General features: G+C 53.1%; 17 protein-coding genes. 13 read left to right on the top strand and 4 right to left on the bottom strand.

Annotation, left to right across the window (positions count from 1 at the left end; translation table 11 throughout):
- Position 1: 1 nt before the first annotated feature.
- From JGF26_RS18470 to JGF26_RS18460, 3 genes are read right to left on the bottom strand one after another with little or no spacing between them, the layout of a single operon-like run.
- The gene (locus JGF26_RS18470; protein ID WP_008503016.1) at positions 2–220 is read right to left on the bottom strand and encodes a YheU family protein; all 219 of its coding nucleotides are present in this window, start codon (positions 218–220) and stop codon (positions 2–4) included.
- Entirely contained in the window at positions 217–1,239 is a 1,023-nt protein-coding gene (locus tag JGF26_RS18465) for a hydrolase (protein WP_028017999.1), read from the bottom strand. The genes JGF26_RS18470 and JGF26_RS18465 overlap by 4 nt, the downstream gene beginning before the upstream one ends.
- Positions 1,240–1,261: 22 nt before the next feature.
- Positions 1,262–3,166, bottom strand: coding sequence for an ABC transporter ATP-binding protein (locus tag JGF26_RS18460; protein WP_049007349.1), 1,905 nt, complete (start codon positions 3,164–3,166; stop codon positions 1,262–1,264).
- 135 nt (positions 3,167–3,301) lie between these two features.
- Here JGF26_RS18460 and kefG point away from each other — a divergent pair, with 135 nt between their 5' ends.
- The 4 genes from kefG to slyD all read left to right on the top strand — a co-directional run bounded on the left by kefG (position 3,302) and on the right by slyD (position 6,560).
- Positions 3,302–3,856 (top strand): glutathione-regulated potassium-efflux system ancillary protein KefG, encoded by a 555-nt coding sequence (gene kefG / locus JGF26_RS18455; protein ID WP_065422678.1) that lies wholly within the window; start codon positions 3,302–3,304, stop codon positions 3,854–3,856.
- Positions 3,856–5,661, top strand: a complete 1,806-nt coding sequence (kefB, locus tag JGF26_RS18450) for a glutathione-regulated potassium-efflux system protein KefB (protein WP_049007348.1) — start codon at positions 3,856–3,858, stop codon at positions 5,659–5,661. The genes kefG and kefB overlap by 1 nt, the downstream gene beginning before the upstream one ends.
- Positions 5,662–5,674: 13 nt before the next feature.
- Positions 5,675–5,875 (top strand): YheV family putative zinc ribbon protein, encoded by a 201-nt coding sequence (locus JGF26_RS18445; RefSeq protein WP_010436300.1) that lies wholly within the window; start codon positions 5,675–5,677, stop codon positions 5,873–5,875.
- 94 nt (positions 5,876–5,969) lie between these two features.
- The gene (gene slyD, locus JGF26_RS18440; protein WP_049007347.1) at positions 5,970–6,560 is read left to right on the top strand and encodes a peptidylprolyl isomerase; all 591 of its coding nucleotides are present in this window, start codon (positions 5,970–5,972) and stop codon (positions 6,558–6,560) included.
- Positions 6,561–6,611: 51 nt separating this feature from the next.
- Here the strand turns inward: slyD and JGF26_RS18435 are convergent, their stop codons facing one another.
- Entirely contained in the window at positions 6,612–6,830 is a 219-nt protein-coding gene (locus tag JGF26_RS18435; RefSeq protein ID WP_008503009.1) for a protein SlyX, read from the bottom strand.
- 238 nt (positions 6,831–7,068) lie between these two features.
- Between JGF26_RS18435 and fkpA the strand changes: the two genes are divergently transcribed.
- The 9 genes from fkpA to JGF26_RS18390 form a co-directional block, all read left to right on the top strand.
- Entirely contained in the window at positions 7,069–7,887 is an 819-nt protein-coding gene (fkpA, locus tag JGF26_RS18430; RefSeq protein ID WP_134708547.1) for an FKBP-type peptidyl-prolyl cis-trans isomerase, read from the top strand.
- Between the two features lie 167 nt (positions 7,888–8,054).
- A complete protein-coding gene (locus JGF26_RS18425; protein WP_003861697.1) occupies positions 8,055–8,777 on the top strand; it encodes a transcriptional regulator in 723 nt (240 codons plus the stop codon).
- Positions 8,777–9,163: a sulfurtransferase complex subunit TusD gene (gene tusD, locus JGF26_RS18420; protein ID WP_028017995.1), complete on the top strand. Its 387-nt coding sequence runs from the start codon at positions 8,777–8,779 to the stop codon at positions 9,161–9,163. Before JGF26_RS18425 ends, tusD begins: the two co-directional genes overlap by 1 nt.
- Positions 9,163–9,522, top strand: coding sequence for a sulfurtransferase complex subunit TusC (tusC, locus tag JGF26_RS18415; protein WP_134708548.1), 360 nt, complete (start codon positions 9,163–9,165; stop codon positions 9,520–9,522). Before tusD ends, tusC begins: the two co-directional genes overlap by 1 nt.
- A gap of 7 nt (positions 9,523–9,529) precedes the next feature.
- Positions 9,530–9,817, top strand: a complete 288-nt coding sequence (gene tusB, locus JGF26_RS18410) for a sulfurtransferase complex subunit TusB (protein ID WP_028017993.1) — start codon at positions 9,530–9,532, stop codon at positions 9,815–9,817.
- A 124-nt stretch (positions 9,818–9,941) separates the two neighbouring features.
- Positions 9,942–10,316, top strand: coding sequence for a 30S ribosomal protein S12 (gene rpsL, locus JGF26_RS18405; RefSeq protein WP_000246815.1), 375 nt, complete (start codon positions 9,942–9,944; stop codon positions 10,314–10,316).
- A 96-nt stretch (positions 10,317–10,412) separates the two neighbouring features.
- Positions 10,413–10,883, top strand: coding sequence for a 30S ribosomal protein S7 (rpsG, locus tag JGF26_RS18400; RefSeq protein WP_004106370.1), 471 nt, complete (start codon positions 10,413–10,415; stop codon positions 10,881–10,883).
- A gap of 95 nt (positions 10,884–10,978) precedes the next feature.
- The gene (fusA, locus tag JGF26_RS18395; protein WP_028017992.1) at positions 10,979–13,093 is read left to right on the top strand and encodes an elongation factor G; all 2,115 of its coding nucleotides are present in this window, start codon (positions 10,979–10,981) and stop codon (positions 13,091–13,093) included.
- A gap of 69 nt (positions 13,094–13,162) precedes the next feature.
- A partial coding sequence (locus JGF26_RS18390) for a GTP-binding protein (RefSeq protein WP_227640557.1) occupies positions 13,163–13,424 on the top strand: 262 nt, incomplete at its 3' end.

Here is a 13,424-nt window from a genome sequence, read left to right as displayed (position 1 = left end):
ATCAGCCGTGAAACGCGTTGCGGGGCATGATATTGACCGTCTCATGCAGTTCTGACCATACCAGCACCACGTCGCCGCTTTTGAGCTGGCGCTTTACATCGTTGACCTTTTGCTCGAGCGAGCGTTCTTGTTCACCATAATCTGTGCCTTCGCGTAATACAAAGCTTTCAATCAGATTATCGAGCGTTTCGGGAGCCAGATCCTGCCAGGGAATGATCATTTTGCACCGTCCAGATACGGGGTTAACCAGTCAGGAATACGCGTCTCAAGCCACATTTTCGGGCGACGCAGTGTGCCACCGATAAACCCGACGTGGCCGCCATGCTCCGTCAACTGATAGTGAACGTTGTCGGGCAGGAATTCCTGAGCGGGAATCGAATGATGATCCATAAACGGGTCATCTTTGGCATGAATGATCAGCGTCGGCTGCGTAATCTTGCTGAGCAGCGGCATGGCGCTGCACTGACGATAGTAGTCAATCGCGTCGGCAAAGCCGTGGATTTTTGCGGTGATCAGATCGTCGAACTCGCGAATGCGACGCACTTTTTTTAACTGACGCAGACTTATCGGAAGCGTCTCCGGGTAGGCTTTCAGTTTGCGCGCCGCGTTTGCTTTCAGCAGGTTAAGCAGGTAGCGCTGATAGACGCGGGAAAAACCTTTATCCATATGGTAGCTACACTGCTCCAGCATAAATGGTGCAGAGACAATGACGGCGGCATCCAGCGGGACGCTTTCGCCCTCTTTGGCCAGCAAACAAGCCAGCATATTCCCGCCCAGCGAGTAGCCCACGGCTGCCGTTGGCACGGTGCCATAGTTTTCCCGCAGCCAGTGTAAAAACCACGTACCGTCCTCGGTTTCACCCGAGTGATAAATGCGTTTCTGGCGATTTGGCTCGCCGCTACAGCCGCGAAAATGCATCACCACACCGAGCCAGCCACGCGCTTTTGCCGCCTCAATTAACCCGTGCGCATACGGACTGTGCAGGCTACCTTCCAGACCGTGAAAGACCACCAGACGCGGCTTATGGCGAGCCTGTTCCGGTTCCTCGCTCCAGGCGAGATCCAGAAAGTCTCCGTCCGGTAAATCCAGCCGTTGCCAGTGCGGGGTGAACTGAACCTTGCGACGGATAAGCCGTGGCAGCATGGTTTGCAGGTGGCGATTGGACACGCCGCGCATGGGCACGAACTCAGCGCTCTCTTCAGTAGCTATGTCGAAGTCTGATGGAATGATTTGGGTCATAACGATGCGATGCTAATTCTTGTCAGTTATTTACTATAATCGCTTCCAGCTGTTCCTGAGCGTCCAGCCACGCCATCTCGCACTCTTCGAGGCTGGATTTCGTTTTGGCCTGAGTTTGCAGACAGTCAGTCAGCTCAGCTTTGCGGCTCTGGTCATACAGACCGCTATCGCCCAGCTTCTCTTCAACGGTAGCGAGTGTCGCATTAAGTTTTTCCATCTCTTTTTCGAGACGGGCGATCTCTTTGCGTAGCGGCTGTGTCTGGGTGCGAAGTTCCGCGTCGCGGCGCTTTTGGTCTTTACGCGCCTGCGCGCTGTTGGCGTTCTCTTTCGCGGACTCCTCCGGCTGGTTTTCCTGCTTCTGCACGTCGGTCAGCCACTGCTGGTAGTCTTCCAGGTCACCGTCGAATGGTTCAACTTTGCCGTCATGCACTAAGTAGAGATCGTCGGTGGTGGAGCGGATCAGGTGGCGATCGTGCGAGACGACAACCAGCGCGCCTTCAAACTCAATCAGCGCTTCAGTTAGCGCCTGACGCATATCGAGATCCAGGTGGTTAGTCGGTTCATCAAGAAGCAGCAGGTTCGGACGTTGCCAGACGATCAGTGCCAGCACCAGACGGGCCTTTTCGCCACCGGAGAAGCGCTCGGTGTTTTCGGTGACCTTATCACCCTGGAAGCCAAAACCGCCGAGGTAGTCACGTAGCTTCTGCTCCATCTCCTGCGGCGCCAGACGCGCGAGGTGCTGAATCGGGGACTCATCCGCGCGTAAAAATTCCAGCTGATGTTGGGCGAAGTAACCCAGCTTGATGCCCTTCGCGAGACCGATTTCACCGCTGACCGGGTTAAGCTCGCCCGCCAGCAGTTTGATCAACGTTGATTTACCTGCACCGTTGCGTCCCAGCAGGCCAATGCGCGAACCCGGCACCAGGTTGAGCTTGATGGAGTCGAGAATAGTGCGTTCGCCGTAGCCCGCGCTGACTTTTTCCATCTTCAGCAGTGGGTTTGGCAGGCTTTCCGGCGCGCGGAAGCTGAAGTGGAACGGGTTATCCACGTGCGCCGGGGCAATCATCTCCATGCGTTCCAGCATTTTGATGCGGCTCTGGGCCTGTTTCGCTTTTGACGCTTTGGCCTTGAAGCGATCCACGAAACTCTGCAGGTGCGCTACGCGCTGCTGCTGGCTTTCGTACATGGACTGCTGCTGGGCAAGACGCGTCGCGCGCTGGCGCTCGAAGGAGCTGTAGTTGCCGGTGTACTCGAACATCGTTTGCTGTTCGATATGAATGATTTTATCCACCACCGGGTCGAGGAAGTCGCGGTCGTGGGAGATCAGAATCAGAGTGCCCTGATAGCTCTTGAGCCACTTCTCCAGCCAAATAACCGCATCGAGATCCAGGTGGTTCGTCGGTTCATCGAGCAACAACAGATCAGAGCGGCAGATCAGTGCCTGCGCCAGGTTGAGGCGCATACGCCAGCCGCCCGAGAAGTCGCTGACCGGGCGTTCCAGCTGTTCATTGCTGAAGCCCAGGCCGTGCAGCAGGCTGGAGGCGCGGGAGCGAATGGTCCATGCGTCGATGGCGTCCAGCTTGCCGTGAACGGTGGCGATGGCGTGACCGTCGTTGCGCTCGTTGGCGGCGTTAAGTTCCGCTTCCAGCTTACGGTATTCACGGTCACCGTCGATAACATAGTCGAGAGCCGGTTCGCTCAGGGCGGGCGTCTCCTGGTTCACCCAGGCGAGCTGCCAGTTCCCCGGGAAGGTAAAGTTACCGCCATCCGCGCTAATCTCGTTTTTCAGCAGCGCCAGCAGAGTGGATTTACCACAGCCGTTTTTGCCGACCAGACCCACTTTTTGGCCAGGGTTGATGGTTGCAGTGGCGTTATCCAGCAGGACGCGCACGCCGCGACGAATTTGTAACGAGGAGAAAACAATCATAGAAGCGCCGTATGTTCCGACTATGTTAATTTGTCATTATGATAATGTAAGGTGTGGGCTATTTTCCGCACCGGGCCGCCATGGTAGCCCAAAACAACGACGATACACAAAAACAGAAACAAGACCGGGAGGGGAATGATGTCTCAGACAGCAAAAGTGCTGCTGCTGTATGCCCATCCGGAATCTCAGGACTCGGTGGCAAACCGGGTGCTGCTTAAGCCGGCCACACAGCTCAGTAACGTGACGGTGCACGATCTTTACGCGCACTATCCTGATTTCTTTATTGATATCCCTTACGAGCAGGAACTGCTGCGTCAGCACGACGTCATTGTGTTCCAGCATCCGCTTTATACCTACAGCTGCCCGGCGCTGCTCAAAGAGTGGCTGGACCGCGTGCTGAGCAGGGGATTCTCCAGTGGGGTAGGGGGCAACCAACTGGCGGGAAAGTACTGGCGTAGCGTTATTACTACCGGTGAACCGGAAAGCGCATACCGTTATGACGGGCTGAACCGCTATCCGATGAGTGACATCCTGCGTCCATTCGAACTGACGGCAGCGATGTGCCGTATGCACTGGATGAGCCCGATTATTATCTACTGGGCACGTCGTCAGGATCCGAAAGAACTGGCAAGCCACGCCAGAGCTTATGGTGAATGGCTGGCGTCACCGATTCCGGCAGGAGGACGTTAATGGAAGGATCGAATCTACTCCTTGCCGGAGTGCTGTTTTTATTTGCGGCCGTCGTCGCGGTTCCGCTTGCTGCACGTATTGGAATAGGAGCAGTGCTGGGCTATCTGCTGGCAGGGATCGCGATTGGCCCCTGGGGACTTGGATTCATCAGCGATGTGGATGAAATTCTCCATTTTTCCGAGCTGGGCGTGGTGTTCCTGATGTTCATCATCGGCCTTGAGCTGAACCCCTCTAAATTGTGGCAACTCAGACGCTCTATCTTCGGTGTGGGTGCTGCGCAGGTGCTGTTCAGCGCCGCGATTCTGGGTGGCCTGTTAATGCTGACCAACTTCTCCTGGCAGGCGGCGGTGATCGGTGGGATAGGTCTTGCGATGTCGTCGACGGCAATGGCGCTCCAGTTAATGCGCGACAAAGGGATGAACCGCAACGAAGCAGGGCAGCTGGGTTTTTCGGTGCTGCTGTTTCAGGATCTGGCAGTGATCCCCGCGCTGGCTCTGGTGCCGCTATTGGCAGGCTCCGGCGACGATCACTTTGACTGGGCAAAAATCGCCATGAAGGTGCTGGCCTTCGCCGGTATGCTGATTGGCGGACGTTTCCTGTTACGCCCTGTGTTCCGCTTTATTGCGGCGTCGGGCGTACGGGAGGTGTTCACCGCTGCGACGCTGCTGCTGGTGCTGGGGTCAGCGTTGTTTATGGATGCGCTGGGGCTGTCGATGGCGCTCGGGACCTTTATCGCCGGGGTGCTCCTGGCGGAAAGTGAATACCGTCACGAGCTGGAAATTGCCATCGATCCCTTCAAAGGGCTGCTGTTAGGGTTGTTCTTTATTTCGGTGGGCATGGCGCTGAATCTGGGCGTTCTTTATACCCATCTGCTGTGGGTGGTGGTGAGCGTTGCCATCCTGGTGGCAGTGAAAACACTGGTGCTCTACGTCATGGCGCGCATTTATGGCTTGCGCAGTTCGGAACGCATGCAGTTTGCCAGCGTATTAAGCCAGGGGGGCGAGTTTGCGTTTGTACTGTTTTCTACCGCCTCCTCCCAGAAGCTGTTTAAAGACGATCAGATGGCACTGCTGCTGGTGACGGTCACGCTGTCCATGATGACCACGCCGCTGTTGATGAAGCTGGTGGATAAACTTTTGTCACGCCGCCTGAATCCAGCTGATGATGAAGACGAAGCGCCGTGGGTGGAAGACGATAAGCCGCAGGTGATTGTGGTGGGCTTTGGCCGTTTCGGACAGGTTATCGGGCGTTTGCTGATGGCGAACAAAATGCGCATTACGGTGCTGGAGCGTGATATCAGCGCGGTTAATCTGATGCGCAAATATGGCTACAAGGTGTATTACGGCGATGCGACCCAGCTCGAGCTACTGCGCTCAGCGGGAGCGGAGGCAGCAGAGTCTATCGTGATTACCTGTAACGATCCGGAAGACACGATGAAGCTGGTGGAGCTGTGTCAGCAGCATTTCCCGCATCTGCATATTCTGGCGCGTGCGCGGGGACGTGTTGAAGCTCACGAATTGTTGCAGGCGGGTGTGAAACACTTCTCCCGTGAGACGTTCTCCAGTGCGCTGGAGCTGGGACGCAAGGCGTTGATCTCGCTCGGTATGCATCCGCATCAGGCGCAGCGTGCGCAAATGCACTTCCGCCGGCTGGATATGCGAATGCTGCGTGAGCTGATGCCGGTACATACGGATACCGCGCAGATCTCACGCGTGCGGGAAGCGCGTCGCGAGCTGGAGGAGATTTTCCAGCGAGAGATGCAACTGGAACGACGCCAGCTTGATGGCTGGGATGAATTTGAATAAAGGGTAACGAAAGATGGCTGTACGTAAACGCTTTATTGCGGGTGCAAAATGCCCGACCTGCCAGGCGCAAGATACTCTGGCGATGTGGCGGGAAAATAATATTGATGTTGTTGAGTGTGTTAAGTGCGGTCACCAGATGCGTGAGGCTGATAAAGAGGCCCGCGATCACGTTCGCAAAGAAGAGCAAGTGATCGGGATTTTTCATCCGGACTAGCGATATGTCCTGAGTTTTTTTAAGCTAAAGGGTACACGGGTGCAGATTTCCGCTACAATCTGCGCCAGCAATTTTCCCACGCTCAGGAGATATCATGAAAGTAGCAAAAGACCTGGTGGTCAGCCTGGCCTATCAGGTACGTACAGAAGACGGTGTGTTGGTTGATGAGTCTCCGGTGAGTGCGCCGCTTGACTACCTGCATGGTCACGGTTCCCTGATTTCCGGCCTGGAAAACGCGCTGGAAGGTCATGAAGTTGGCGACAAATTTGATGTTGCTGTAGGCGCGAACGACGCTTACGGTCAGTATGATGACAACCTGGTTCAGCGCGTTCCTAAAGACGTGTTCATGGGCGTTGACGAACTGCAGGTTGGCATGCGCTTCCTGGCGGAAACCGACCAGGGTCCGGTTCCTGTCGAAATCACTGAAGTGGAAGACGACCACGTTGTGGTTGACGGTAACCACATGCTGGCTGGTCAGAACCTGAAGTTCAACGTAGAAGTTGTTGCGATCCGTGAAGCAACCGAAGAAGAGCTGGCTCATGGCCACGTTCACGGTGCGCACGGTCACGACCATGACCACGATCACGGCCACGACGGCTGCTGTGGTGGTCACGGCCACGATCACGACCATGGTCACGGCCACGGTAAAGGTGGTTGCGGTAACGGCGGCTGCGGTTGCCACTAATTCCGCCACGCGGAAAATAAAAAAGCGGGATAATCCCGCTTTTTTTACGCCTCAATAATGAGGTGGTGGCGTCTCTTCTGACTGAGAGGCAATGTTCGACGGCTGCGTGGCTTTCAGCTTTTCTGTTAGCAGGCGCATATGATCCCGCAGTTTTGCCATTTCGAGTTCATGTGCAGTCACGGTCTGGTTTAGCTCTTCGATGGTGATGTCCTGAAAAGCCAGGCGGCTTTCCAGCTCAGCCATTCTCGCTTCTATTGTTGTATCCTTCATCATTCACCTCGTTTATTTCAGATTCACCATAATGGCCCAGCGGCGGCGCAGTTTAACTGAGTTTATCCTGAAGTACAGTCTGCATCCCTTTGGCAGGAAACTTATTTAAACAAAAATAGTCTGAAAAGTGGCGAGAATTGGAAGTGTCTGTCTGTAGATTTCTTCCGCAACGTTTTATAGTACGTAACTCATTTACGTTTAACGCTGGGGTGAGAGTCCCCAGGCCCTGGAGATATGGATGAAATCACTGTTTAAAGTAACGCTGCTGGCGACGACGATGGCTGTTGCGCTGAACGCGCCGCTGTCATTCGCTGCTGATACTGCTGCGAAGCCTGCTGCCACTGCAGACAGCAAAGCGGCGTTCAAAAATGACGACCAGAAATCCGCCTACGCACTCGGCGCATCTCTGGGTCGTTACATGGAAAACTCTCTGAAAGAACAAGAGAAACTGGGCATCAAACTGGATAAAGCTCAGCTGATCGCGGGTGTTCAGGACGCATTTGCTGATAAGAGCAAGCTGTCTGACCAGGAGATCGAACAGACTCTGCAGGCGTTCGAAGCGCGTGTGAAAGGTGCCGCTCAGACTAAGATGGACGCGGACGCTAAAGAAAACGAAGCCAAAGGCAAAGCCTATCGCGATACCTTTGCTAAAGAGAAAGGTGTGAAAACCTCCTCTACTGGCCTGGTGTACAAAGTTGAGAAAGAAGGCACCGGCGATGCACCTAAAGACAGCGACACTGTAGTCGTGAACTACAAAGGTACGCTGATCGACGGTAAAGAGTTCGATAACTCTTACGCCCGCGGTGAGCCGCTCTCCTTCCGTCTGGATGGTGTGATCCCTGGCTGGACTGAAGGCCTGAAAAACATCAAGAAAGGCGGCAAGATCAAGATGGTTATCCCACCAGATCTGGCGTACGGCAAAACTGGCGTCCCGGGTATCCCTGCAAACTCTACACTGGTCTTTGACGTAGAGCTGCTGGATATCAAACCGGCACCGAAAGCGGACGCTAAAGCAGACGCACCGGCTGACGATAAAGCCGCTGCTGCTAAGAAGTAATCCTGAAAATAAACCGCCGCCTTTAAGGCGGCGGTTTTTTTATTATGGGGCAGATATAATTAACACTGGAAAGCGTTATACCCGCTGTATTAATTTAGTTGTCCGTGTAGATAATGAGCCTGCCCTGAAAACCTAACGACAGGCTCCTGAAAAGGAGTGTTTTTTTCATGTCCAGGTCGCTTTTAACCAACGAAACCAGTGAACTTGATTTGCTGGATCAACGTCCTTTTGACCAGACCGACTTCGATATTCTGAAATCGTATGAAGCGGTGGTGGACGGGTTAGCGATGCTCATTGGCTCCCACTGCGAAATCGTATTGCACTCCCTGCAAGATCTGAAGTGTTCCGCCATCCGCATTGCTAATGGTGAGCATACTGGCCGTAAAATTGGTTCGCCAATCACCGACCTTGCATTGCGTATGTTGCATGACATGACCGGCGCGGACAGCAGCGTCTCCAAATGCTATTTCACCCGCGCCAAAAGTGGCGTGCTGATGAAATCAGAAACCATCGCGATTCGAAACCGCGAGCATCGTGTGATTGGATTGCTGTGCATCAACATGAACCTTGATGTGCCATTCTCGCAAATCATGAGCACCTTTATTCCACCAGAAACGCCAGATGTTGGCTCTTCCGTTAACTTTGCCTCTTCTGTTGAAGATCTTGTGACTCAGACGCTTGAGTTCACCATTGAAGAGGTGAACGCCGACCGCAACGTATCGAACAACGCCAAGAATCGCCAGATAGTGCTGAATCTCTATGAGAAAGGGATTTTTGATATTAAAGACGCCATCAACCAGGTTGCCGATCGTCTGAATATCTCCAAGCACACGGTTTACCTCTATATTCGCCAGTTCAAGAGCGGTGATTTCCTGGGGCAAGACAAGTAATGCGTTTTGCGTTAATGGTGACAGGCCCGGCGTACGGTACTCAGCAGGCCAGCAGTGCGTTGCAGTTTGCGCATGCGCTACTGGCAGCCGGACATGAACTGGCGAGCGTCTTCTTTTATCGGGAAGGGGTATATAACGCGAACCAGTTTACGTCACCAGCGAGTGATGAGTTTGATCTGGTGCGCGCATGGCAGGCATTAAACGAAAAGCAGGGCGTAGAACTGCATATCTGCGTGGCGGCGGCCCTGCGCCGCGGCGTGACTGATGCGACCGAAGCTGAGCGCCTGGGTTTATCGGGTTCTAACTTGCAGCCCGGTTTTTCGTTGAGTGGTCTGGGTGCACTGGCACAGGCAGCATTAACCTGCGACAGAGTGGTGCAATTCTGATGAAGCGTATCGCGTTTGTTTTTTCTTCAGCGCCGCACGGTAGTGCGTCTGGCAGAGAAGGGCTGGATGCGTTGCTCGCGACATCAGCATTGAGCGAAGATATTGGCGTCTTCTTTTTGGGAGACGGGGTGTTCCAGCTTCTGGCGGGGCAACAGCCGCAAACCATTCTGGCGCGCGATTACATCGCGACGTTCAAAGTGTTACCGCTGTACGATATAGAAACGTTCTATGTCTGTGCTGACTCTCTGGCCGCGCGTGGTTTAAACGAGGCAACGTCTTTCGTGCTGGATGTGACGTGCCTGTCTTCCACCGCACTGCGCGAGCACCTTTCCCACTACGACACCGTTCTGACTTTCTGAGGCTGCCATGCTCCATACTCTGAGCCATTCACCGTGGCAATGTGATATCGACGCGTTACTGAGTATGCTGCGCGAAGGTGATGACCTGCTGCTGATTCAGGATGGCGTACTTGCCGCACTGGAAGGCAGTCGTTTCGTTGAAATTCTCACGAATGCCCCCATAACAGTCTCTGCGCTGAAAGACGATCTGGATGCGCGGGGTCTTTCTGGTCAAATTTCAGCCAAAATTGACGTGGTTGGCTATACTGATTTCGTCAATCTTACTGTGAAGCATGCCAGTCAAATGAACTGGTGATTTGAGATCGCTGTATATTTCTTGACACCTTTTCGACGTAGCCCTAAAATTTCGCGTCCTCATATTGTATGAGGTCGATTTATTACGTGTTTACGAAGCAAAAGCTAAAACCAGGAGCTATTTAATGGCAACAGTTAACCAGCTGGTACGCAAACCACGTGCACGCAAAGTTGCGAAAAGCAACGTGCCTGCGCTGGAAGCCTGCCCGCAGAAACGTGGCGTATGTACTCGTGTATATACCACCACTCCTAAAAAACCAAACTCCGCACTGCGTAAAGTATGCCGTGTGCGTTTGACTAACGGTTTCGAAGTGACTTCCTACATCGGTGGTGAAGGTCACAACCTGCAGGAACACTCCGTGATCCTGATCCGTGGCGGTCGTGTTAAAGACCTTCCGGGTGTTCGTTACCACACCGTTCGTGGTGCGCTGGACTGCTCAGGTGTTAAAGACCGTAAGCAGGCTCGCTCCAAGTACGGCGTGAAGCGTCCTAAGGCTTAATGGTTCTCCGTTAAGTAAGGCCAAACTGATTTATCTTAATGTCACACTAAACTCTTTGAGTTTTGGACAATCCTGAATTAACAACGGAGTATTCCCATGCCACGTCGTCGCGTCATTGGTCAGCGTAAAATTCTTCCAGATCCGAAATTCGGATCAGAACTGCTGGCAAAATTTGTAAATATCCTGATGGTAGATGGTAAAAAATCTACTGCAGAAGCAATCGTATACAGCGCGCTTGAGACCCTGGCTCAGCGTTCTGGTAAAAATGAGCTGGAAGCTTTCGAAGTCGCTCTCGACAACGTTCGCCCAACTGTAGAAGTTAAGTCCCGCCGCGTTGGTGGTTCTACTTATCAGGTTCCAGTTGAAGTTCGTCCGGTTCGTCGTAATGCTCTGGCAATGCGTTGGATCGTTGAAGCTGCTCGTAAACGCGGTGATAAATCCATGGCTCTGCGTCTGGCGAACGAACTTTCTGATGCTGCAGACAACAAAGGTACTGCAGTTAAGAAACGTGAAGACGTTCACCGTATGGCAGAAGCCAACAAGGCGTTCGCACACTACCGTTGGTAATCCCTTCGGAGTATTAGTCACCAGGCGGGCGCTTCAGAGAAGCCGCCCGCTCTGGGTAACTTAACTGAACGCCTAAAGATATAACGAGGAATCAAATGGCTCGTACAACACCCATCGCACGCTACCGTAACATCGGTATCAGTGCGCACATCGACGCCGGTAAAACCACTACTACCGAACGTATTCTGTTCTACACCGGTGTAAACCATAAAATCGGTGAAGTTCATGACGGCGCTGCCACCATGGACTGGATGGAACAGGAGCAGGAGCGTGGTATTACTATCACCTCCGCAGCGACTACTGCATTCTGGTCAGGTATGGCTAAGCAGTACGAACCGCATCGCGTAAACATCATCGACACCCCAGGGCACGTTGACTTCACCATCGAAGTAGAACGTTCCATGCGTGTTCTTGACGGCGCGGTAATGGTTTATTGCGCAGTTGGTGGTGTTCAGCCACAGTCTGAAACCGTATGGCGTCAGGCGAACAAATATAAAGTTCCACGCATCGCGTTCGTTAACAAAATGGACCGTATGGGTGCTAACTTCCTGAAAGTTGTTGGTCAGATCAAAACCCGTCTGGGCGCGAACCCTGTTCCGCTGCAGCTGGCAATTGGTGCTGAAGAAGGCTTCACCGGCGTAATCGACCTGGTGAAAATGAAAGCCATCAACTGGAACGATGCAGACCAGGGCGTTACCTTCGAATACGAAGATATCCCAGCTGCAATGCAGGACCTGGCTGACGAATGGCACCAGAACCTGATCGAATCCGCTGCTGAAGCTTCTGAAGAGCTGATGGAGAAATACCTGGGTGGTGAAGAACTGACTGAAGAAGAGATCAAAAAAGCTCTGCGTCAGCGTGTTCTGAACAACGAAATCATCCTGGTAACCTGTGGTTCTGCGTTCAAGAACAAAGGTGTGCAGGCGATGCTGGATGCGGTAGTTGACTACCTGCCATCCCCGGTTGACGTTCCTGCGATCAACGGCATCCTGGACGACGGTAAAGACACTCCGGCTGAGCGTCACGCAAGCGACGAAGAGCCATTCTCTGCACTGGCGTTCAAAATTGCTACCGACCCATTCGTGGGTAACCTGACCTTCTTCCGCGTTTACTCTGGTGTGGTTAACTCCGGTGACACCATCCTGAACTCCGTGAAAGCGGCGCGTGAACGTTTTGGCCGTATCGTACAGATGCACGCTAACAAACGTGAAGAAATCAAAGAAGTTCGTGCGGGCGACATCGCTGCAGCTATCGGTCTGAAAGACGTGACCACTGGTGACACCCTGTGTGACCCAGATCACCCAATCATTCTGGAGCGTATGGAATTCCCTGAGCCGGTAATCTCCATCGCAGTTGAACCAAAAACCAAAGCTGACCAGGAAAAAATGGGTCTGGCTCTGGGCCGTCTGGCGAAAGAAGATCCATCATTCCGCGTATGGACTGATGAAGAATCTAACCAGACCATCATCGCTGGTATGGGTGAACTGCACCTGGACATCATCGTTGACCGTATGAAGCGTGAATTCAACGTTGAAGCGAACGTGGGTAAACCTCAGGTTGCTTACCGCGAAGCGATTCGCGCGAAAGTTACCGATGTTGAAGGTAAACACGCTAAGCAGTCTGGTGGTCGCGGTCAGTACGGTCATGTTGTGATCGACATGTACCCACTGGAGCCGGGCTCTAACCCTAAAGGTTACGAGTTCATCAACGACATCAAAGGTGGTGTAATTCCTGGTGAATACATCCCAGCCGTTGATAAAGGCATCCAGGAACAGCTGAAAGCGGGCCCTCTGGCTGGCTACCCGGTTGTTGACATGGGTATCCGTCTGCACTTCGGTTCTTACCACGACGTTGACTCCTCTGAACTGGCGTTTAAACTGGCTGCGTCTATTGCCTTTAAAGAAGGCTTTAAGAAAGCAAAACCAGTTCTGCTTGAGCCAATCATGAAGGTTGAAGTAGAAACTCCTGAAGAGAACACCGGTGACGTTATCGGTGACTTGAGCCGTCGTCGCGGTATGCTGCGTGGTCAGGAATCCGAAGTAACTGGCGTTAAGATCCACGCTGAAGTTCCACTGTCTGAAATGTTCGGATATGCAACTCAGCTGCGTTCTCTGACCAAAGGTCGTGCATCATACACCATGGAATTCCTGAAGTATGATGATGCGCCTAACAACGTTGCTCAGGCCGTTATTGAAGCCCGTGGTAAGTAATCCACAGGATTAAAACCTAAGTCCCGTGCTCTCTCCAAAGGGGAGAGCACTATAGTAAGGAATATAGCCGTGTCTAAAGAAAAATTTGAACGTACAAAACCGCACGTCAACGTTGGTACTATCGGCCACGTTGACCATGGTAAAACTACCCTGACCGCTGCAATCACTACCGTTCTGGCTAAAACCTACGGTGGTTCTGCTCGTGCATTCGACCAGATCGATAACGCACCAGAAGAAAAAGCTCGTGGTATCACCATCAACACCTCTCACGTTGAGTACGACACCCCGACTCGCCACTACGCACACGTAGACTGCCCAGGCCACGCCGACT

The sequence above is a fragment of the Enterobacter sp. E1 genome (genome assembly GCF_016809815.1).
Lineage (GTDB): Bacteria > Pseudomonadota > Gammaproteobacteria > Enterobacterales > Enterobacteriaceae > Enterobacter > Enterobacter adelaidei.
This window is presented reverse-complemented; position numbering and strand designations above follow the sequence as displayed.

Coding starts and splice junctions, on each gene's coding strand:
- JGF26_RS18470 (WP_008503016.1), bottom strand. CDS start 220: ATGATCATTCCCTGGCAGGATCTGGCTCCCGAAACGCTCGATAATCTG.
- JGF26_RS18465 (WP_028017999.1), bottom strand. CDS start 1,239: ATGACCCAAATCATTCCATCAGACTTCGACATAGCTACTGAAGAGAGC.
- JGF26_RS18460 (WP_049007349.1), bottom strand. CDS start 3,166: ATGATTGTTTTCTCCTCGTTACAAATTCGTCGCGGCGTGCGCGTCCTG.
- kefG (WP_065422678.1), top strand. CDS start 3,302: ATGATGTCTCAGACAGCAAAAGTGCTGCTGCTGTATGCCCATCCGGAA.
- kefB (WP_049007348.1), top strand. CDS start 3,856: ATGGAAGGATCGAATCTACTCCTTGCCGGAGTGCTGTTTTTATTTGCG.
- JGF26_RS18445 (WP_010436300.1), top strand. CDS start 5,675: ATGGCTGTACGTAAACGCTTTATTGCGGGTGCAAAATGCCCGACCTGC.
- slyD (WP_049007347.1), top strand. CDS start 5,970: ATGAAAGTAGCAAAAGACCTGGTGGTCAGCCTGGCCTATCAGGTACGT.
- JGF26_RS18435 (WP_008503009.1), bottom strand. CDS start 6,830: ATGAAGGATACAACAATAGAAGCGAGAATGGCTGAGCTGGAAAGCCGC.
- fkpA (WP_134708547.1), top strand. CDS start 7,069: ATGAAATCACTGTTTAAAGTAACGCTGCTGGCGACGACGATGGCTGTT.
- JGF26_RS18425 (WP_003861697.1), top strand. CDS start 8,055: ATGTCCAGGTCGCTTTTAACCAACGAAACCAGTGAACTTGATTTGCTG.
- tusD (WP_028017995.1), top strand. CDS start 8,777: ATGCGTTTTGCGTTAATGGTGACAGGCCCGGCGTACGGTACTCAGCAG.
- tusC (WP_134708548.1), top strand. CDS start 9,163: ATGAAGCGTATCGCGTTTGTTTTTTCTTCAGCGCCGCACGGTAGTGCG.
- tusB (WP_028017993.1), top strand. CDS start 9,530: ATGCTCCATACTCTGAGCCATTCACCGTGGCAATGTGATATCGACGCG.
- rpsL (WP_000246815.1), top strand. CDS start 9,942: ATGGCAACAGTTAACCAGCTGGTACGCAAACCACGTGCACGCAAAGTT.
- rpsG (WP_004106370.1), top strand. CDS start 10,413: ATGCCACGTCGTCGCGTCATTGGTCAGCGTAAAATTCTTCCAGATCCG.
- fusA (WP_028017992.1), top strand. CDS start 10,979: ATGGCTCGTACAACACCCATCGCACGCTACCGTAACATCGGTATCAGT.